Source organism: Erysipelothrix rhusiopathiae, from assembly GCF_900637845.1.
Lineage (GTDB): Bacteria > Bacillota_I > Bacilli_A > Erysipelotrichales > Erysipelotrichaceae > Erysipelothrix > Erysipelothrix rhusiopathiae.
In genome coordinates, this window is record NZ_LR134439.1 from 365,323 (window position 1) to 386,827 (window position 21,505).

Consider the following 21,505-nt stretch of genomic DNA (forward strand, 5'->3'; position numbering starts at 1 on the left):
GGGTGAATCCATCTTTTTTGAGAAAAAAAGTACTAATTATGCAAGATGGAACTATGACAAAGTGTTTAGTCATGCTAGACTTGATACGGTGATAAATATGAAATCCATATATGGATACGATCTAAATGAAATGGGAGATTTATTTGAATCTTATGGTGAGAAGCGTTTTCGTGCAAAACAACTCTTCCAATGGCTCTATCAAAAACGAGTTACCTCGTTTGATGATATGAGTGATTTAAGCATCTCTTTACGTGAAAAATTAAAACAAGACTTTGAATTGGATACACTTAAAGTTGTTATGAAACAAGTAGCTTCCGATGAAACGACAAAATTCTTATTAGAGTGTAGTGATGGCGCACTCATTGAAACAGTTATGATGAAGCATGATTACGGATACAGTGTATGTGTTACATCTCAAGTTGGATGTGCGATGGGGTGTAAATTCTGTGCTTCAGGACTTTTGAAGAAAAAACGTAATCTTACATCTGCTGAAGTAGTTAATCAAATTATGTTTGTGCAACGTCATTTGGATGAACAAGATAAACGGGTAAGCCATATTGTTGTGATGGGAATTGGTGAACCCTTTGATAATTATGATAACATCATGCGCTTTATACGTATTGTGAATCATGACCATGGGTTAGGGATTGGTGCGCGCCATATTACAATTTCAACATCAGGCGTTGCGCCGGTGATTAAAAAATTTGCAGATGAGCAAACCCAAGTGAATCTTGCGATTTCACTCCATGCACCAAATGATACGCTCCGTTCAGAAATCATGCCGGTGAATAAAATGTTCAATCTTGAAAAACTCTTTGATGCCTTGAAATACTATCAATCAAAAAGCAACCGTCGATTGACGTTTGAATATATTCTAATTGATAACGTTAACGACCAAATCGCTCAAGCAAAAGAATTAGTAGCCCTTATTCGTGGAATGAATGCGTATGTAAATCTTATTCCTTATAATGAAGTCGATGAAAATCCGTTCCGTCAAACAAAACCGGAACAAGCGGCTAAGTTTTATGATTACTTAAAACGCAATGGAATTCAATGTACCATTCGTCGTGAAAAAGGAAGCGAAATTGATGCAGCATGTGGACAATTACGGGCGAATGTGGAAAAACAACGTAAACAATAAAAACCGAGTTAAAAAACTCGGTTTTTATTTGGTTCTTTGAGTACGATTATGTTAGAATTTTGATACAAAAATAAGGAGTTACTTATGGCAACACATCAAAATATAATACTCAAGACCTACCGTAAAGATATTTGGTCAAAATTTATGAAAGGTATTACACATTATCAACTGATTCAACCCAATGATTGCATAGGAGTTTGCATATCAGGCGGCAAAGACAGTATGCTCATGGCACTGTGTTTCAAAATTCTTGTCCAACATTCAGAGGTTCCTTTTACCGTTAAATACATTGTTATGGATCCTGGATATAATGAAGTTAATCGTCAACGCATCTACCAAAATGCACATGAACTGGAACTCGATATTGAGATGTTTGATGCGAAAATATTTGACTATGTAGATCACATAGAAAAGAGTCCGTGTTATTTGTGTGCTCGAATGCGTAGGGGTCACTTGTACCAATTTGCAGAACAATTAGGCTGTAATAAAATTGCTTTGGGACATCATTATGATGATGTTATTGAAACGACTGTCATGAATCTGTTTTATGGGGGCCAATTTGGGACCATGATGCCACGTCTTAAATCCACAAGCCATCCAGATATCGAACTTATTCGTCCCTTGTATTTAGTTCGTGAGTCGTCAATTATCAAGTGGGTCAACTGTACGGGTCTTGAATTCTTGCAATGTGCGTGTCGTTTCACCGAACGCGATGAAAAACTGCATCATGAAACAGAAAGTAAACGTAAAGAAATAAAACAGTTTATCCAAACATACAAAGCCATTAACCCATTTATTGAATCGAATATTTTCAGGAGTACTGAGAACGTGAACCTTAATAAAGTCATTTCTTATTTTGATGATGAAACCCAACATCATTTTTTAGATGATTTCAACGAACCAAATATACAGTAAAAATTGAAAGGTCCGTGAGATAGAAGTCGAATCATTTATTTCGTGATATGATAGGAACATCAAGAAAGTGAGTGATAAACCATGTATGATTATTTAAAAGTAAGCAATACAGATTCTCTTTTTTATATTAAAGATATCGTACCAAATCCCCGTGGTGTAGTGCTCATGTGTCATGGATTCACCAATCATTCGGGCGACTATGATGTATATGCACGTGAACTGAATAAAAACAACTACTCTGTATACCGTTACGATATGCGTGGTCACGGCAAGACCATTTCAGAAAAAGGTGATATTGACACGTATAAGACCTATATTACGGACCTACACACTATGGTTCGTATGGCAACTCGTGAAAACATTCATATCCCTTTATTTACCCTGGGATTTAGTATGGGTGGTCTTGTTTCAGCGCTCTATGGTATTGAGTACCCAAACAGCTTAAGTGGACAGGTATTCCTTGGGCCTGCGGTCGGTTATGTCAGTGGTGTTCGAGGTCCCAATCGACTGGGAATCAAACTGGCAAGTAAATTAGCTGATGATATGCTTGTGAAATTCACGGAGGACTCGTTGGAAATTAATAATCCAATCAAAAAAGAAACGCTGGAAAAAGATTATATGTATACCAGCAAAAATCCGATGCGTTTATCGTACTTTACCGTTCGTTTTGCACGATCAGTATTTATTGATGGGGCTGAAGATTTGATGAGTCGACGTGAATTTTATCGCTATCCAACCTTTATTGCGCAAGGAGAAGAAGATCCAACCGTTCCTAAAGATGTTTCGGAGTCTTTTTATGAATTAATTCAATCAAAGGATAAAACTTTAAAAATCTATCCCGGCATGCGGCATGTCCTATATGATGAGCCAAATGGGATGGAAGTCATTCAAGATACGATTGATTGGCTTAGCAATCGAACAACCCCTCTAAAATAGTCTCTCAAGACTATTTTTTTGTAATAATACCATTTTGATTACATTACCTTTAACTTATATAACATTCTTCATTCCAATGATTTAATATCTTATATATTAATCGTGATGAAGTCGTGAAAATAGGAGACGTTTATGAATCAAAATAATTTTTGGGCAATTATTGCATCCATTCGAAATCAAAGTCAGAATGATGATGCGTTGTTTTATTTCCTTTTCCAAAAAAATGTTAAAAACATGGCTCCCCAAGATTTAGAAAATTTTAACTTATATTTTTATGGATATCTCGAAGCCTTAAATGAGAGTGTTTGGCCCATCATGCTCTGTCAAGTCGTGAATGACTCAATTGAGTATGATACCGTTCGAAACTTTAACTTATGGGTTTTAAGTCAAGGCTACGGTGCTTATTGTACTGCCTTAGATAATCCAGATATGTTGGGAGATGTGGTAACATATATTCCATATAAAAATGCACAATTCCCACAGTTAATTGATGTTGTGGGAGAAAGAGGATATGGTGACATAAGGGTTGAGACACCAAACTATTATCGTAATCTAAAATGGGGAAACTACAAAAACACAGAACATGCGTTACTGGATATTTCAAATGTCCTTCCACGTATGAATTCAGCGATGGAACTTTATGGTATGAAAAATTTATCCTCGGAAGATGTAGAGAAGTTACTTAAAAAATGGGGTGTTAATACTAATTTTTTTGCAGAATATAAAAATAGTAAGGAAGCATCAAAGTTTACTGAGATAGCTAGGAATGTATGTACTGAATATTTTGATATCCAAGAATCGCTCCATGAAATTGTGGAACTTTTGACGATTCAAGCGCACCACTTGTTTTACTGTGCAGTTAATCCATTTACCCATACAAGTAGAATCGTTCGTTTTAATATTGATACCAAGAAAAAAAATGATATTTATAAATCGACATGTATTACAAAAGTCACTTACGTCGACCGCAACCAAGAGTTTCTTGTTTTTTTTGTTGATCATGGCTATGAGAATCAAAGCTGTGAAGATATGTATTTGATTTACAATATAAATGCCAATACGATTAATCGGGTAAAACCACAGTTAAGTGAGCCAATGACATTACTGAATAAGGCAATTTTGATTGAAAAAGATTTATATTTTTGTGCTAAAACCAATGATTCAAAGTCATATGATATTTATCGATACAGTACGTTAACACACACAACATTTAAAATGATTTTAAATGCAGGGATGTTGACTCGGTATGAGGATACATTTATATTCGGAAAAATAAATGCTTCGGACAAAGTTCACTTTGTTCGTGGTATCTATGAATTTTCAATCGAGCGCGAGCAAATTATTACCCACAATTCAAACATATTTTACAATGAAGTTTCTATCCATGGAAAAGAAGGCATTTTTGGTTTGAGAGAAGGACTTCACGTCTGGTTGAATTGCTTCGATTTTGAAAGTCATAAAATGTGTCCCCTCGAATTTGATGATGTCATCCCACTTGTCTATAATGAGCGTATGTTGGTTGGATGGATGCGTGTTGAAAGTGGACAGAAGCTTGTAATCATTGATCGGTCTACGAAAAAATTATATAGTTTAGAAAAAGGGGTTATTTATGCTTTTGATGAGAATCATTTAGATTGGATAAGTACGGATTCCTATCAAAAATCAATAAAGATAAATCATCTGTTGTATTAAAAAAAGATCAGAACCTAAGAGTCCCGATCTTTTTTTGATGCATGGTATAAAAGTTCATCAACTTTCTTAAACTGTCTTTGAATATAGAGATATATCACTATAATAACAAGTAACGGAATTAATAACAAAACCATTACAGTAATCGTGATTGATCTTGGATTTATCGTTTCAAATGCCCCAACTTGACTAGCGAGTGATGCATCACGATTTATAGAATTCCATGTTGCATTTTTTGCGGGGACCTCAAACACTTTAATCTGAATCATAGTCTGATTGCTCGTCTTGAAAGTGACCGTTATCCCATCCGCGCTTTCTTTTCTTAATACTTCAGTAATTGGAATTGTTTCGCCGGTTTCTTGAATCCAAGCTCTTACGTGCGCGAGGTCGATTAACCGTTGATCTGTTAGGCGACTAAAGGTTCCTATTGTAATTTCTATGTTAGAAGCAACAATAACCTCAGTACTATCGGTAAGTTTTTTATTTTCGGTTTGTGGTTCTGACACAGACTTTATGATTGGATTGGGTGTATTTTTTAAATCGTCTTCAGTTATTGTTAGAGTAATAATATCATATTGTTCGAGCCCGTCATCATCGATATAATAGATACGAATACGATATCGACCAGCTTCGGTAATATGTTCAACTGAATCGTAAATCTTTTCATCTTCGAATGAAAAAACAGGTACTAAAATAATTTCGAATAAAAATATTATAGTAAATAACCTAGTGAGTTTCTTCATCATGTTCTCCACGTTCTTTTGGAAGTGTAATTGTAATAAATACATTCTTATTATTAGTTTTGAGGTTGTATGATCCATGAGCCAAATTTGCGAGATCTTTAATTAGGAAGAGACCATTTCCACTACTGTGTTGATGCTCTTTATCTTCATTTAGAACGTTAAATAGAAATTCGGATTTCTTCATGCGATCGAGATTCTTAAGACTGCTTTCATTTTCATAAATCATTTCGACCGAGTGAGAAAGTTCGCGAATAGAAATGAAAACGGTTGATTCAGGGAGTGCGTAATGTCCGATATTCGACATTAAATTATGAATCAACAATTGTAAAATAACTTTATTGGATTCAATATTTAACGATTCGGGCCCATCAATGTCAATCATTAAAGCTTTCTTTGAAAAGCTTTGTCCGAAAGAACGTAAGGTTGTATAAGTTAATGCGATTAAATCAAAATTTGAAATATTTTTTTCCAGTGTAAGATTATCTTGGTTTAATACTTTTAGAATTTCATTAATACGTTCCATGAGTTTGGTGCTATGTTTTATGTTCATAGACGCAACAGATGATGGAGTATCTGATGGATTAGTGTTATCAATTACCAGTTCATTAATCATCAACTGTTGGTGCACCGGTGTTTTTAAATCGTGAACGAAAGAACGTGAAACAACTAAAGCGTTGTTTAAACGTTGACGACTAATTTCTAAATCTTTTTCAAAGTCAGTATAACGGTGTGACGCTTGTATCATTGCATTATCAATTTGAGATGAGACATTAGAAAGACGTTGATTGATCACATCATCACTGGCTTTGATTTGATCAAATTCGTAATTTTGAAGATGCTCGAGCGATACTTTTGCTTTCTTTAATGGTTGTATAAGCGAATTCATAATAAAGAAAAATGCTAATGTAATTATGATGAACGAGAAGCTTAGAATAATTATTTGTTTTGCTAGAAAAGGCATTAAATATATATCGTCAGGGAAATTATACAAACGTATAAAAAATTGATAATCATCTTCGTGAGAATTCAAGTTGCCTTTCGCTTCGTATAATACTGCTTTTGAAGAAACAATGTCGAAGAAATTTCTATCATCAAGTGCTATTGAAGATTGATAGATGGTTTTCTGATTCTCAATTACAAGAAGATCAAGAGGATACCGTGCTGCAAGAGTCCCAAAGTGATTCTCTTTCGTTAATGCATAATCATCAACAGATTTGCTGACTTCAGCTTCAATTTTTTCGACAGCTTTAGACTCCTCTAGCCGGTATTGAGCAGGGAGGTTGCTGAGATTTATAACATAATAGGCTATTATAACGACATAGCCTATAGAGAGCGCGATTCCGAAAAGAAAGCTACTTTTACTATGCTTCATTCCACTTATAGCCACATCCTCGGACTGTGACAATTGAAAAAATATTCATTTTGGTTCGCAAGTTCTTCAAATGTACATCAACCTTACGAATGTTTTCAGGAGTAGGCTCCTCAGCCCATACAGCTCTAAGTAAATCTTCGCGCGTGATTAATTCAGACTTATGACTTAAAAAGTATTCAAGAAGACCGAATTCAGTAGGGGTTAAATGATGTTCTACATTGTCTTTGTAAACACTTCTAAGACGCAAATCCATCATGATATTTTCAATGCTTGATGCTAAAAATTTGATGTGTGTGATAGGGACTTCTTCACGATCTAAAATATTCGCAATATACTGAAGAACTACCTTTAAGCTTTTTGATTTTTCAATATATAAATCTGTATGAAGTCTGAGTGATTCGAGTTCGGTACTGTTGCTTGGTTTTCCAGTTAAAATAATTGAACGTGTACCTGGCGACATTTTTCGTGATGCCTCAACAAGACGTAAACCATTAATCACATCTAATTCAAGGTCAGTTAGTAATAAATCATAATGATTTAAAGCTAAACTTTCCATTGCATCAATTCCACTGTAGACACAATCCACATCATAAGGAACTTTCTCAAGCTTTTCTTTTAGAAAATCAGAATATTCAACATCATCTTCAACAAATAATATTTTTTTCATAAATTTACCTCTTTTAAATTACTCATATTTTATCTTTATTTTCTACACAAGACCTCAAAATGCTATATAAACATTGAAAAATGTAATAAAAATCAAAAATTGGAAGTATAAGGTTCACAATATGGAATAAACAAATAAATTCAAAATAAGGAACTGTTTATTTAATATCATATGATTTTCTAATGGTAATTAAGCCTAATCCAAGATTACATAAAAAGGTTGTAATTATATTAATCATTTATAATTTTTTACATTAGCTCTGATCATTAGGAAGAGAAATGTAGCGTATTAATAATCATAAGTCTTTCACTTAATGAATTATTGAAATTGCAAAAATAGAGCGTTTTAAAGAAACATTCTTTTTTAAAAAATTAATTATGAGTATTAGGAGGATTGAAACTGATAAAAAACAGAATGTATTAACAACTGAAAGTACACATGTTTTTATGGAATGATTAGTATTTAAACCTGGATGAAAAATACAATTGTAAACGGTGTAATCAATATTTTTAGAAGCCAACATACAGGTTTGTTTTTGTATGTAAAATAACAAAAAAAGTTTGTTTGTTTTGCTGTTTGAATTTAGTATTAGAATTTTGAGTGAAGAACTCGTTATTTAAGTGAACTATGAAGACGGAAATTCGTTTTTCGTATCCCTTTATAATAACAAAAATGTTGTAATATCCATTTATAAGTAGATATTATCAATTTTTACAAAAATTTAATATTCAAATTATGCACTTAATTAACTACATATTTCATCTATTTTTTTATAACATTTAAGCTTTTGTTTATGACAAATTGCGCACAAAAGTCACGTCGGACTTTAAGATAATTTCGTAAACACACGCGACGTGTGTTAGAAGGAGGATGAGATATGAAGGGTATTAAAAAACATTTAGTTGCTTTATTATCTACAGTATTGATGATGACATCACTCGGTATCGCACCAGCACTCGCTGATGATGCGCCACTTGGAAACGATGACTTCAATATCGTAGTGAATAAAAAACTAAACCCCAAAGATCTTACATTAGATTTAAAAATCAAACTTGAAGATAAAGATCCGACTACGCCTAAAGTAGTTAATGACTTATCACAAGTATTCAAAGACGAGGGAAAGGAGAAAGAGAAACTTGATCTTGTAAAAGATAAAACCGACGAGTACGAAATGGTTGTATCTGAGAATGGCGAAGTTGAATTTGAACTAAACTATTCAAAAGAGGTCAAAGCAGCAGAAGGTGAAGCTGAAGCGATAAACCGCGATGAAAAACATAGCTTTAAAGTTAATGTAACTGAAATCGAAGAAGCTAAAGCAGAAGAGCCCAAAGTTGAAGAACCTAAGGCAGAGGAACCTAAGGCAGAGGAACCTAAAGTGGAAGAACATGAAGCCGATGAAGATGTAGTGGATGAACCAAAAGCTTCGGCAGATGGAAGTACACGTGCAGGGCAGGCTGGGTTGGAAGTATTAACAAGTTTAAATGCTCCGATTAGTTTAGACGCTAAGGATACTAATCCTATCAACATAGAGTTTGAAGCATTATTAAGTACTGCAACTGTTGTTTACCAACCTAAATTAGTAATTGATTATTCAGCCGCAAAAATCATTGTAAACAAAAAATCTTTTAACCATGGTACTGATATTGCCTCGGTTAGTGACGATCCAGTTAATAAAAAAATCACTGTTGTATTCAAAGAACCGTTCTCAGGTAGAAGCACAATCGATTTTGACTCCGTTTTACGCCTAAATGCGCAAAATGGAGACTCGTACAAACTTAAAGCAACTTTTAGTGGGTTTGTTGACTCAGCTAAAACGATTGCATATGAACCTAAGACGATTGAAACAGCAGCCATTAATGTTACAGGGGTAAGTAATGATTTAGAAAATGCGACTCCTACCAGTGTAGCAACTTGGAATAAAACAGCTGGTGCCTATACTTATGACCAAGTAGCTGGAACTAATTTATACAACCGTTCATTTAGACCAATCACAAAACCATCAGGAGCCAAAAATCTTTACTTTGAAAATTTAATCATTAAACGAACACCCAATGATGGTAGAGTAATGTCTGTGATGACAAATCGAAGTGGGGGATTGAATTCCAAAAGTAGTGATGCTACGGGTAAAGTCACCACAAATAATAACAGCGTTTTTGTAAGTGAATATGGCGAACAAAATCTTGATAGTTTTGTATACTACGAAGATACATTTGTTCAATCCAATGTAGCAGCAGGTCCAGTTACCACAACATATGAAGTTTATAATGGAACTCAGCTCGTTTTCACATTTACACGTACTGTTAATGTGAAGCACACATCTAGCCTTTGGCAAAAAGGATTTATGACGAGTAGTAAAGTTAATATAGGTGAGACTGTTGTACAAAATTTAACAATTGGAGCAACAAGTGGACCAAAAGGAATTACAGATATTGAATATATTACCAATGTACCAGCGGGTTTTAAACCACGAGAGATTTTAACTAAAGATTATTCAGGTATTGATAAAGTATCGTATGAAGTAAATAATAGTGGAGTATATGTAAATATTCCAAGAGAACCAGGATTTGCAAAGCGTTTCCTTGTGCCTGATGTTGCTAATATTACTTCGATTAAGTTTGAGTCAGCAACCGAGTACAATACTATTAGTGCTTGGAGCTACACGACTGTTACGTTTGAAAACTTAAGTGTAGGTGAAGGATCACAAGTTAATTTCGGTCCAAAGTCTCTAAGCTATAAAAATACCCAAGGACAGACTATAAACTATTGGGGTTCAGTTGCTCCAGATAAGTATTTAGTAAAAGGTGGTAGTGGAAGTTCGCAGTCAAATCCATCAAATCTAAGTGCAAATGTGTTGAATGGTACTGCATATTGGGAGTCTAAATTTCCAACGCAACCAGTTACATCGTTAAAAACAACACAGCAAGTACGCATGATGACATCCGGAGGAGCTGCTATTAAAAATCCTTATATCTATGTAATTGTGCCTAAAGGAGTTAATGTTCAGTCATACTTTTATCCATTAAATAGTGGAATGTCTTTTGCTCCGGACGGATCCAATCATTTAAATGATCCACGGATGTACGAACAAGGAGTAGAACGCTTTAGACATAGCCTTCAAAAAGCATCTCTAAATGATCAAGAAGATATTTACTTTACGGACGAAATAGAAAATGAAGCACTCCAAGGGTATTCAGCATCTGAACAAGCATATTTAAATGCTCATCTTGCATTCACAAGTTCAAATATTGAAGCGGGGGATTATACAATTAAGTTTGGTGTTGGTTCAAGAGAAAATGCTGATTTTGTTGAAGAAAACTTAGCGGGTGGAATGACCAAGAGTAATTTAGATTCAAATATTAAAAATACAATAAAATCAAAAAATAATGTTGTTTATACAACAGCAAAGAACTTTACAATTAAACGTGTAGATGGTGTGCAGGCTCTATCATGGTCAAAAGGTGAGCTAGATAGCGATTATATTTTAACAGGTAGTGGAATAAGTACTACCATGGTTAATAAAACAGTAGATTATAAATATGAAATAACTAATACTTCAACAACTAATTTTGACAAGTTTGAAGTAATTGAGGTACTCCCTCATTTAGGTGATTCATTTATTATTAATAGTGGAGCTCGAAATTCAGAATATGGAATTAATTATAGTGGTGCTCCAATTACTGCAACAATCAACGGAGCAACATCAAATATTAAAGTGCAATATGCCTTAACATATAACCCAGATCGCTTTGATAGCAACGCAAATGATGTAGTTGGGGATGAACGTTGGGTAGATACTATGCCGGCAGATAAGGCTCAAATTAAATCTATACGATTAGTACTAGATGGAAGTACGTTTAAACCTGGAGATAAATTGCAACTGCAATTCCAAGGAATTTTACCATTCGGTACGCCACGAAACGATGAACTTGCAAACAACACCATCGCAATTCGTGGAAGTTATGAAGACAATGGTACTAGAATTAATAAAGCTTTAGAGTTACCTGTAACTAGTGTAAAAGCTACAAAACCATTAAAAGACGGAGAAGTTCAAGGGTTGATTTACTTTGACTTAGACGAAAACGGAAAATTGAATGGGTCAGAATTAGGTTTAAACCAAGTTAAAATTGACTTATTTGATAAAGATGATTTAGTAACACCAGTTGAAAGCACAACAACAACTACATCATCACCTGCAACAGGATCTAAAGTAGGTATGTTTGCCTTTGCGGCACTTGACTACAAAACTTACAAGATTCGAGTTACACTTCCTGAAAATGGTAAAGCGGTAACAATTGGTGACAATAAACTTGTAGCAGATCCATCTGAACCTACAAAATATGCTTGGTTAACAAAAGGTGGATCAGATGAATTCGTTGTAAGTGATATTTCCGGAGTTGGTGAAAAATCAATAACAGATATTCACGGCGGTGTTTCACTTATTTCTAATATTGAAGGAAAAGTTCAATTTGTGGATAAAAATCTCGCAGATGCAGGTGATAAATACGGAAATAATTGGTCAGTCGAACTATTAGACGGATCAACCTCATATGGAACTGCAGCAACAGATTCAACTGGTATTTTTAAAATTGAAAATGCTAAAGTACCAACTGGTAATAGCTACACACTTAAGTTTACAAATAACTCAGGTAAATCATTTGTAGTAGCATCAAATAATGTTGTTCAAGATGGGACAATCTCATTAAACATAAATCCAGGAGAAAATGTAAATACAGGAACAATATTCTATATTACAGACACTGATAAACCAGTAATCACAGGTCCAACGGCAGACAAAGCATTACAACCAACAGATATTTCATATACTGTTACAGATGCTACAACAGATGTAACTGAGGCTTGGACAATTAAAAATGCATCTGGAGCAACTATTGCTTCCGGTACAAAACAAGCAGATGTAAAAGCAGCGATCGCAGCAATTGATGCAGCTGGTGAATATACATTTGAAATCGTTGCAACTGATGCAGCTAAAAATGAAGCCAAAGGAACTACAACATTCAAATTCATTCCTAACACAGCTGGAAATGAACCAGCATTAAATGTTACAGGAACAAGTAAAACAGTAGAATTAGGTTCTGCAAAACCAAACCTAAAAACAGCATTCGGCGTAACTGCTACTGATAAATTAGGTGGTGCAATTGCAGATGCTCAAATAACTGCAACCGAAATTGATTCAATTCCTGTAGACTCAAGTGGAAATGTAACAACAGAGGGAAGTTATAAAGTTAAGCTCGAAGTAACAGATCCAACAACAGGTCTTAAAGCTAATAAAGAAGTAACTGTAACTGTAGTTGATACAACAGCTCCAGTATTAACCGTTACTCCTACAACAATTAATCTAAACCTTAAAAAAGGTAAAGCAAATGCATTAACATTTGATGAATTTGTTGAAAATCACTTAACAATGACAATGGTCGAAGCTGGAAGCCAAACAGGTATCAAACTTCAATCAGATGATTATAGTGTAGATTTCGCTAATAACGGAACTAACACATTCAAAGTTTATGTTGTTGATAGCGCAGCAGCTAAGAATAAATCAAATGAAGTATCAATTACTGTAAATGTAGAAATGTTTGATGAAATTGATGATAATAATAATGAAGCAATCAATGCACATGACTTCAACATTAAGTTAAGTGATGTAAATGATGCAAACTTAATCATTGGTGCAGATGCAAAAGCATATGACATTAGTGTATCACCTAAAAATCCAGTAGGTTTGACGGTAGTATCGCCATTACCAACAACAGTTGGTGATCACACAGTAAAATTCGAAACGGCAAAAGGAACTTCAAAAGAAGTAAAAGCCCATGTATTCGATGATATCGATTCAGTAACAAAAGAAGCAATCAACGGACATGACTTCAACATTAAGTTAAGTGATGTAAATGATGCAAACTTAATCGCTGGTGCAGACGCAGCAGCATTCGATGTAACGACAAATACTCCAGTATCTGTAGCAATCGCAACAGTGACACATTCAATTACAAGTGTGGGAGATTACCCTGTTAAATTCGAAACAGCAGCCGGAACTTCAAAAGAAGTAACAGCGCATGTATACGATGAAATTAATCCTATAAATAATGAAGCAATTAATGCACATGATTTTGTAATTCAATTATCATATGTAAACGAAGCAAACGTAAAACAATTATCAGGTCTAAAAGCATTTGACCTAAGTGTTGATCCTGCAGTTCAATTAAACAATGATGATATTAACGTATCAGCATTACCAACAACTTCAGGTGTTCACAACATTACATTCACAACAGCTAAAGGCTCATCAATCACAGTTAAAGCACATGTGTTTGATATCGTGGATAATGTAAATAAAATTGCTATTAATGCTAACGATTTCTCAATGCTTATTGATGATGTAAACGAAGCTAAATTTATTGCAAATTCAGGCGTTGAAGCATTTGATGTATCAGATGTTAATAACATTACGCCAATTACAGACATCAAAGTGATTTCACAATTACCTACAACAGTTGGTAAACATAAAGTTAAATTCGAAGCAACTAATGCAGCTGGTAATACAGCAAACATTAAGGTAGATGCATCACTCTTTGATCATGGAACAATTACTCCAGGTCAAGGAACAATCTTTGCAAACAACTTTGACATGAAGATGAAAAACATGAACAACGCAAGTGTTATCGCAGCAGCAGGTGTAACAGCATTTGACGCAAACGGTAATGCAGTTGATGTTAAAGACATCAAACTCGTAAGTGCACTTCCTACAACAGCTGGATTCCATAACTTCATCTTTGAAGCAAATGGTGTTCAAGTTACTGTTCTAGGACATGTTACAGCACGTTATCAAGTTGTTGGACATGACTTAAATATGACAATGGCTGAATTCAAGGCATTCAAAGCTAACGGTACGATTGAAAAAGAAATTATCAAACGTGCAGAAGGTAAAGTAATTAACTTGGATACAGGCGAAATTGCAGAACTTGCAAGTGTTGATTACCATACAGCAGATATTACAAAACTTGCTCCTGGTAAATATGATGTGGTCTTGAACTACACAATCGATGGTGACTTTATTGATGAAGAAACACCTTCAACATTTGGCATGAATAAAACAATCAGTAAACATGTTAACTTAAATATTACTGATGATAGTAATTCTGGAAATGGATCGAATAACGGATCAAATAACGGTTCAAACAATGGTTCTACAAATGGATCTCAAAATGGTTCAGGAAATGGAACTAACACAGATAAAAATGCATCATCACTTCCTTCAACAGGTATTGCAGTAGATAGTACACCAGTACTTCTTGCAAGTGGTCTTGTTGTTCTAGGATTTGTCTTAATGCTTATGAATAAAAAGAAAAAAAACGAAGATCAATAAAATGATTAGCGTAATTTTAAAACACCCTTTATAAAGGGTGTTTTTTTATGGAATGGGTTGATGATTTTAATCTAGATTTCACGATTGTCATGTAAGATTAAGATAAGAAGGAGGGATTCTATGAATATTGAGAAGAAATGGTTTCAAGATTTAACGAAAGAAGAGTTGTTTGAGATGTATCGCTTACGTATTGATGTTTTTGTGGTTGAACAAGAATGTGCTTATCAAGAGATCGATGATTTTGATTTAACGGCACTTCATGTTTTTGCTCGGGATGATGCAGGCGTTTTAGTCGGTTATGGGCGTGTTTATGACGCGGGTGACTTCAATACCTTCGGACGTGTTTTAATCTTGCCTAAACTGCGTAATCAAGCTCTGGGCTCAATTCTCGTTCAAACGCTAATTGATACCATCAAGACAACCCTCAAAGATAAACCGATACAAATTCATGCAATCGCATCCCTTAAAAACTTTTATGAGAAAAGAGGGTTTAAAGCCATTGGACCCATCGTCGTTGAAGATGGAATTGAACACATTGATATGGAATATTGTGCTTAGCGAACAAGAATCTTATTTAGCACTTTCTTGCTATTTGACCCATAAAAATCACGATATTTGCATACTGATAATTTGTATATTTGCTAATTTGGTGTTTTTTATATTTGAGCATTGCATATTCCCAAAACCTAGCGTATAATAGGAAACATCAACAGGGATTATGTTGAAAAACACAATGCGCCCGTAGCTCAACTGGATAGAGCACTTGATTACGGCTCAAGAGGTTATGGATTCGACTTCTGTCGGGCGCGCCAAATATTAAATAAAACACCTACTTCTGTAGGTGTTCTTTTTTTATTGGTCCTGAGGTCTAAAGAGACGCCGATAAATATAGAATAAGAATCGATCATAATAAGATACAATACGTTTGTTTGAGAGTGTATAAAGAATTACACCACACCAACTTAAAACAAGAAGAAGTCTTAGATAGAGATTATCAAGGTTAAATGTAATCGGAGCCATTAGTACGAGTAGATATGTATGAAACATATAGATATTTAAAGAGTTCTTCCCAAAGCGTTTAAAAGGTGTCTTACGGTCTGGCACAAGATTGAGGAGAACATAAATACCCATAAAACCAAGACCATAACGCACTAAGGCTAAAAGCATTGGATATCCCATTGTGGAAAAGAGTTCATGATACGAACGATCTCCCCATAGAAACTCCGCTGGAAGTTTGAGGATAAAGGTATAGAGATATGCCGCAATGATTAGTAATGTAAGTACAAGGAAAGGATAACGTTTTGGTTGTGACTGGATTTCCTCAATAGTTTGATGTGAGGTGAAATACCCTGCAAGAAAATAGGGCAAGAAGACAAGAACACGAGACAGGGTTAAATAGTCCCCAAACTCTGTGAAAAGACCTCCGATAACGCCAATAAATAAGCTTAAAGCAAAGATATCTTTGACTTGAAGCAATGATGGTAAAAGTAACTTCCAAATAAACATAGCAAGAAGAAACCACATTGCCCATCCGGGTGTTAGAAAACTAAAAATAGGTAATGAATCTGAAGTTTGCATTCCAATTGGAAGCATCTTCAACAAAGCCCAAAGTGTATTAAAAATAAAGAATGGAATAAAGAAGTTGCGAAATGCATCATTACGTCCCTTTTGAATATTTTTAGAAAGATACCCTGAAATAAATACAAAGGCAGGCATATGAATCATATAGATGAGATTATAGATGAACTGAAGACTCTTGAAGTCATGACGTAAAAATTCAAATCCATGTCCAAATACGACCAGCATAATAAGTATTCCTTTGAAATTATCGATCCAAAGGTATCGTTGTTTAAGTGTAGTCATAAAGCCTCCGATTTCCTTTATAATAACAAGATTCATACCGCAAGTCTATGAAATAGAAAAACTGCCGAAGCAGTTAAACACGAACCTTATAGACAATTTTAGAAATGGGATTATTACCTACGAGGTCATAACCCACCTTATGTGCTTCATGCTCAAAGAAAACAACAAAACTCTTGGGTGGTAGAGAACCTTTAGTACAATGTGTTTCGCAATCTCCAAACAAAATATCACCTGCTTCATCATAGTCGGTTTGATGAATGAGTTGATCCTTGTGTGTCATTTTAAAATATTCGGTACCCTCTAAAATGACATGTACATCAAAATAATCACGATGTAATTCATAAGACTTTTCTTCTTCAAGACCGGTCTCAAAATTAATGAAGTTTTTAATTAAAGTTGATGAGGGCTCAGAAATCGTTGTCTGTATATCCTTCAATACCTCATCCAGTTCTGAGCTTAAACCAAGGTATAAATGTGCATTACTGATACGGTCGTAGATCATATTCAATCCTCCTTGACACCATCATACACAAGATTTCAATCGTGTTATTTAATTTTGTGCATTAGTGCCATAAACTATGTATTTCATGACATATAGCTTTGAATACGGAAGTATTTAAGTAGAATATTGATAGGGAAGGAAGTTTAATTCAACATAATAGATTAAAAACACCTTCTCAAATAATAATAATAGTGAGCATAAAACGTTACCATCAAGCACATCCCCTTGCATATAAATCGGCGGTTGATTTATGTCGTGTATTGATGTTCTTTATGTTCAACCTCTATTCAATCATTCCCAATGCAGAGTTTATCCATTCTTTGCAATTGATTGAATCATCCAAAGAGCACTGTGTCGGACAACGCAGTGCTTTTTTCGCATTATTTGAATGAATCAACCTGTATATTTGTCTAATTATGCGTTTTACGTTGACAAGTTAGTGAACTGTTTGTACTATAAACAAAAAAGGAGATGATGATATGAAACGGATTGATTGTTTAGGCGAAATTTGTCCTTACCCAATGCTTTTACTCCAAAAAGAATATGATGCCTTATGTTCTGGAGAGTCTGTTTTATTGATTACAGATCATCATTGTACTTTATCTGCCGTTGGTGTTTATTGTGATGCGCAGGGGTTTCGTTACAGCCCTGATGAGGTAATACCTGGTGTGTGGGAAATTACGATTACCGCAAAACAATAACGAAGCGCAATCAAAATCTTGAGGGGTTCTATGAAAGATTTAGAGAAGAAACAACGTTATGTTTATCTCGCAGCATTGATGATGCTGCTTTTTATTGTATTTGTTAGAGGTGGGGCACGTATTAAAATGAGTCACGATACGTTGCGAAAGCCAGCGACGTCTGAATCGGATGTGATTGTGTTTCTGGTTACATCTGATAATACCCTGGATACCATTGCTGAGCGTCTTGAAGGGCAAGGGATAGTCCGTTCAAAAAAATTTTTCAATAAAACAATCCAACGATCCACAACGCAAAACATTAAGCCAGGAAATTATTTTTTAGATCGTTCATCAACCTATGAGGAACTTGCAACCCAATTAACCAATCCAGAAAACAAAGTTGGACGCGAAGTTGATATCACATTTCTCCCAAATGATTGGGCTAAAGATTTTGCGTTTAAAATTGGGAACATTACCAACCTCAAAGCAGATGATATTTTATCGGCTTGGAGTGATTCAGTGTACTTAAAATCCCTAAGCAAGGACTATCCGTTTTTAACTGAAGCTGTATTAAACCCCTCGTTAAATGTTGGTTTAGAAGGGTATCTTACCCCTGAAACCTATCGTTTCTTTACTCAAACAACCGTCGATGCGGTTACGCGAAGACTTTTAGACCAAACCCTTGCGTTTTACCAAGAACATAAAGCTTTATTTGAGACTCAAAAACTCAAGATCCATGAAATCTATACACTGGCTTCAATTATTAATTTTGAAACCGAAAATTTTGATGATATGAAACGGGTCTCCGGTGTATTTTATAATCGACTCCAATCGGAAATGCCCTTGCAATCCAGTGTTACCGTCTGTTATGCATTGTATGAATATGAAACCTGGCAACAATGTGAATCGAATACAGATATTGATTCTAAATTTAATACATATCAACATTTGGGACTTCCTATTGGTCCGGTTATGAATCCATCTCAAAATGCACTCTTAGCTGCAATGGAACCGGAAAGACACCAGTATTATTATTTTGTTGGTGATATGAAACATCATGATGTTTATTTTGCGGAAACGTTATCAGAACATGAGTATAATGTGGAAACATATGTTGATCCCTATCGATAACCCAAAATTCAAAAGAGCAACCACCTAAGGGGCGGTTGCTCTTTTGAATTTAGTCTAAACCGTATCTACCCATCTTCCGAAAATTAAGAAAGCCGTTGTTTATGGAATTAGGCAATCGATTTTTGATTTTTTTGTCGAGTATCATCAATACAGCAGAAATCACATATGTAAGTAACACAAGAATTAATGATATATAGATTGGTTTAACAAAATATTGATCTACATCCAACCATTTCGTCAAATCAAAAGATTCACTACCGACCGTAATTAGCATTGGATATATTGACATAAATATTAATGCAGTGTACAAAACTAATAACGTTCTAATTATTGAAATTATTTTCTTCATATTTAATCACCCTCTGTTCCATTTGGAAGAAGGATTCGCAAATCCCGAATACATTCTTCTTTAAATCAATTCTAGTATTTTAGAAAAAAAGGAAACGATTTCATAATAGAGTATTCACTACATTATTTTTAATAGTACAGTCATTAAGAAAAAAAAGTAAAAGCGCTGGAATATACTTGGTACCGAACCGAGTTAATCAGAATTCATAAAAGGGAACATCTTGCATTATCCTGTTCTTGAAAGATCAAATTAATATTCGTGAAAAACATTCCCTCTATAATCCAAAAGTATATTGAATTGAAGTGGATTAATCATGGTGAACGTTTTAAAAAAGAAAAAGCAGAATTCATCTGCTTTTTCTAACACTTCGTCGCATCAACTTGATCTTCAATATAGTGCATAATTTCTAGGTGTTCTTCCATATTTTCGTCTGTAATATTTTTACGGATGAGATGGTACTCTGACATAAACTCAAATCCTTCAAGTTTAATAATTTTAAGTTGTTTATTATAAACTTCTTTTTTAATAGACATGTAAGGCAAGAATGCCAGGCCGAATCCACGCACGGTTGATGTTTTAATGGATTCAGTTGTATCCAATTCATAAGGGATGCGTAATCTTGATTCATCAACATGACATTTCTCAAGTTGTTGGCTGAGTAACTGACGGCACTTCTGGGACTTCTTCAACATCAATACTTGATATTCATAAAGTTCTTCGACCGTTAAGGTATCTGGAACATCTAAATCCGTACTTGCGACCAGGTAGTATGGATCTTGAATTAAAGGACGGCAATAAAGGGATTCATCAAGAGGCGTTCCAATGATAAAACCGATGTCTGCCTTTCCTTCTACAATTTGATTTTCAATTTCAATACTGGACGCGGCTTTCATTTCTAAATCATAGGATTCAAAATTTTCTTTAATGCTGTGGATGGTGCAAGGAAGGGCATAAGCATATACAATTGGTGTTGCCATGATATTGATGCGATGATTTTTATCATGTTTAAGGTTTTCGACTTCTTTGATCATTTTATCGTGACATGAAATCAATCGTGTTGCATATTTTAAAACGACTTCGCCTTCATCCGTGAGCGCCACCCCTTTGTGGGTCCGTTCAAAAAGCGTACAGTCAAGGTGGGTTTCCATTGCTTTGATTTGTTGACTCAATGCGGGTTGAGAGATATTCGCAAGTTCCGCAGCACGTGTGATGCTTTTATATTTTGCGACATCTACAAATGCCCGATAAAAACTAATATTCATGAGGATTCTCCTTGTGTAATTTAGATAATTATATCACAAGGCTCTTGATTTGGTTTATCAACCAATAAGTAATTGTTATGGCACAAACAGATTTTTAAGTGTTTTATCAGAAAAGATATAAACCTTGTGAAATGTGTTGTTTTCTAACAAATATTCGCGATCTTAATATCAAATAAACACACTTTTGAGCTAACTTCGGTATAATAAAAGAAAAAGGAGTCTTTATGGAAAAACAACGCTGCGAGTGGGCGAATCGTAATCCCTTAGAAATGATGTATCACGATACAGAATGGGGTCGTAAATCTGAAGATGATCGCTATTTATTTGAAATGTTGATTTTAGAAGGTATGCAAAGTGGTTTAAGTTGGACCACGATTATTGCGAAACGTGAGGGGATGCGCGAAGCCTTTGCGAATTTCGAACCGGCACGACTTATCCGCTTTACCGAAGAGGATGTAGAACGTCTTGTTTTAAATCCGAATATTATCCGCCACCGTCTTAAAATTCAGGCAGTAATATCCAATGCGCATGCATACTACAAACTAACAGAAGTTCATGACAGTCTCGCAAAGTTTTTATGGCATTATGTTGACTACAAACCAATCATCAATCATTACAATGATATGTCAGAAGTTCCAGCATCCACACCACTATCAATTCAAATCAGTAAAGATTTAAAGAAACTGGGATTTAAGTTTGTCGGTCCAACGACGATTTATGCTCTCATGCAAGCTGTGGGCATGGTAGATGATCATTTAGAAGACTGTTTTTTAAAACTAAAGACTGATTAATAATAGTTCTTTGCTATTTTCATAAAAGATTACACACTATACATATTTAGGTTTCTTTTAGTCATATATCCCTCGTATTCCAC

15 protein-coding genes and 1 tRNA gene are annotated in these 21,505 nt (G+C 34.8%); 10 read left to right on the plus strand and 6 right to left on the minus strand.

The features are described 5' to 3' along the window. Positions 1–97: 97 nt before the first annotated feature. The 4 genes from rlmN to EL194_RS01805 all read left to right on the plus strand — a co-directional run bounded on the left by rlmN (position 98) and on the right by EL194_RS01805 (position 4,684). Positions 98–1,141: a dual-specificity RNA methyltransferase RlmN gene (rlmN, locus tag EL194_RS01790; protein WP_003774668.1), complete on the plus strand. Its 1,044-nt coding sequence runs from the start codon at positions 98–100 to the stop codon at positions 1,139–1,141. An 84-nt stretch (positions 1,142–1,225) separates the two neighbouring features. After that, positions 1,226–2,056, plus strand: a complete 831-nt coding sequence (locus tag EL194_RS01795; protein ID WP_003774670.1) for a tRNA 2-thiocytidine biosynthesis TtcA family protein — start codon at positions 1,226–1,228, stop codon at positions 2,054–2,056. Positions 2,057–2,137: 81 nt separating this feature from the next. Continuing rightward, entirely contained in the window at positions 2,138–2,992 is an 855-nt protein-coding gene (locus tag EL194_RS01800) for an alpha/beta hydrolase (protein WP_003774672.1), read from the plus strand. A gap of 132 nt (positions 2,993–3,124) precedes the next feature. Continuing rightward, entirely contained in the window at positions 3,125–4,684 is a 1,560-nt protein-coding gene (locus EL194_RS01805; RefSeq protein ID WP_003774673.1) for a DUF4240 domain-containing protein, read from the plus strand. Positions 4,685–4,698: 14 nt separating this feature from the next. Here the strand turns inward: EL194_RS01805 and EL194_RS01810 are convergent, their stop codons facing one another. The 3 genes from EL194_RS01810 to EL194_RS01820 are packed head-to-tail and all read right to left on the minus strand — an operon-like array spanning position 4,699 to position 7,463. After that, positions 4,699–5,424, minus strand: coding sequence for a hypothetical protein (locus EL194_RS01810; RefSeq protein WP_034886693.1), 726 nt, complete (start codon positions 5,422–5,424; stop codon positions 4,699–4,701). Then, the gene (locus EL194_RS01815) at positions 5,408–6,796 is read right to left on the minus strand and encodes a sensor histidine kinase (protein WP_003774678.1); all 1,389 of its coding nucleotides are present in this window, start codon (positions 6,794–6,796) and stop codon (positions 5,408–5,410) included. The genes EL194_RS01810 and EL194_RS01815 overlap by 17 nt, the downstream gene beginning before the upstream one ends. Beyond that, positions 6,786–7,463 (minus strand): response regulator transcription factor, encoded by a 678-nt coding sequence (locus EL194_RS01820; RefSeq protein ID WP_003774680.1) that lies wholly within the window; start codon positions 7,461–7,463, stop codon positions 6,786–6,788. The genes EL194_RS01815 and EL194_RS01820 overlap by 11 nt, the downstream gene beginning before the upstream one ends. Positions 7,464–8,340: 877 nt before the next feature. Between EL194_RS01820 and EL194_RS01825 the strand changes: the two genes are divergently transcribed. The 3 genes from EL194_RS01825 to EL194_RS01835 all read left to right on the plus strand — a co-directional run bounded on the left by EL194_RS01825 (position 8,341) and on the right by EL194_RS01835 (position 15,656). Continuing rightward, positions 8,341–14,844, plus strand: coding sequence for a hypothetical protein (locus EL194_RS01825; RefSeq protein WP_003774684.1), 6,504 nt, complete (start codon positions 8,341–8,343; stop codon positions 14,842–14,844). A gap of 120 nt (positions 14,845–14,964) precedes the next feature. After that, positions 14,965–15,402, plus strand: coding sequence for a GNAT family N-acetyltransferase (locus tag EL194_RS01830; protein ID WP_003774689.1), 438 nt, complete (start codon positions 14,965–14,967; stop codon positions 15,400–15,402). Positions 15,403–15,579: 177 nt separating this feature from the next. Further along, positions 15,580–15,656 (plus strand) — tRNA-Arg (locus EL194_RS01835). 40 nt (positions 15,657–15,696) lie between these two features. Here EL194_RS01835 and EL194_RS01840 read toward each other — a convergent pair. Both EL194_RS01840 and EL194_RS01845 read right to left on the minus strand, forming a co-directional pair. Next, positions 15,697–16,707: an acyltransferase family protein gene (locus EL194_RS01840; protein ID WP_034886696.1), complete on the minus strand. Its 1,011-nt coding sequence runs from the start codon at positions 16,705–16,707 to the stop codon at positions 15,697–15,699. 73 nt (positions 16,708–16,780) lie between these two features. Next, a complete protein-coding gene (locus EL194_RS01845; RefSeq protein WP_003774694.1) occupies positions 16,781–17,209 on the minus strand; it encodes a NanQ anomerase/TabA/YiaL family protein in 429 nt (142 codons plus the stop codon). 479 nt (positions 17,210–17,688) lie between these two features. Between EL194_RS01845 and EL194_RS01850 the strand changes: the two genes are divergently transcribed. Together EL194_RS01850 and mltG are read left to right on the plus strand one after the other, a co-directional pair. After that, complete coding sequence (locus EL194_RS01850; protein ID WP_003774700.1) at positions 17,689–17,910, plus strand: sulfurtransferase TusA family protein; 222 nt, start codon at positions 17,689–17,691, stop codon at positions 17,908–17,910. A gap of 30 nt (positions 17,911–17,940) precedes the next feature. After that, entirely contained in the window at positions 17,941–19,020 is a 1,080-nt protein-coding gene (gene mltG / locus EL194_RS01855) for an endolytic transglycosylase MltG (protein ID WP_003774702.1), read from the plus strand. Between the two features lie 708 nt (positions 19,021–19,728). Here the strand turns inward: mltG and EL194_RS01865 are convergent. Then, on the minus strand, positions 19,729–20,631 hold the full coding sequence (locus tag EL194_RS01865; RefSeq protein WP_003774705.1) for a LysR family transcriptional regulator: 903 nt from the start codon (positions 20,629–20,631) through the stop codon (positions 19,729–19,731). A 224-nt stretch (positions 20,632–20,855) separates the two neighbouring features. On the opposite strand from EL194_RS01865, the gene EL194_RS01870 reads away from it, so the two are divergent. Beyond that, the gene (locus EL194_RS01870) at positions 20,856–21,422 is read left to right on the plus strand and encodes a DNA-3-methyladenine glycosylase I (protein WP_003774707.1); all 567 of its coding nucleotides are present in this window, start codon (positions 20,856–20,858) and stop codon (positions 21,420–21,422) included. Positions 21,423–21,505 lie beyond the last annotated feature (83 nt).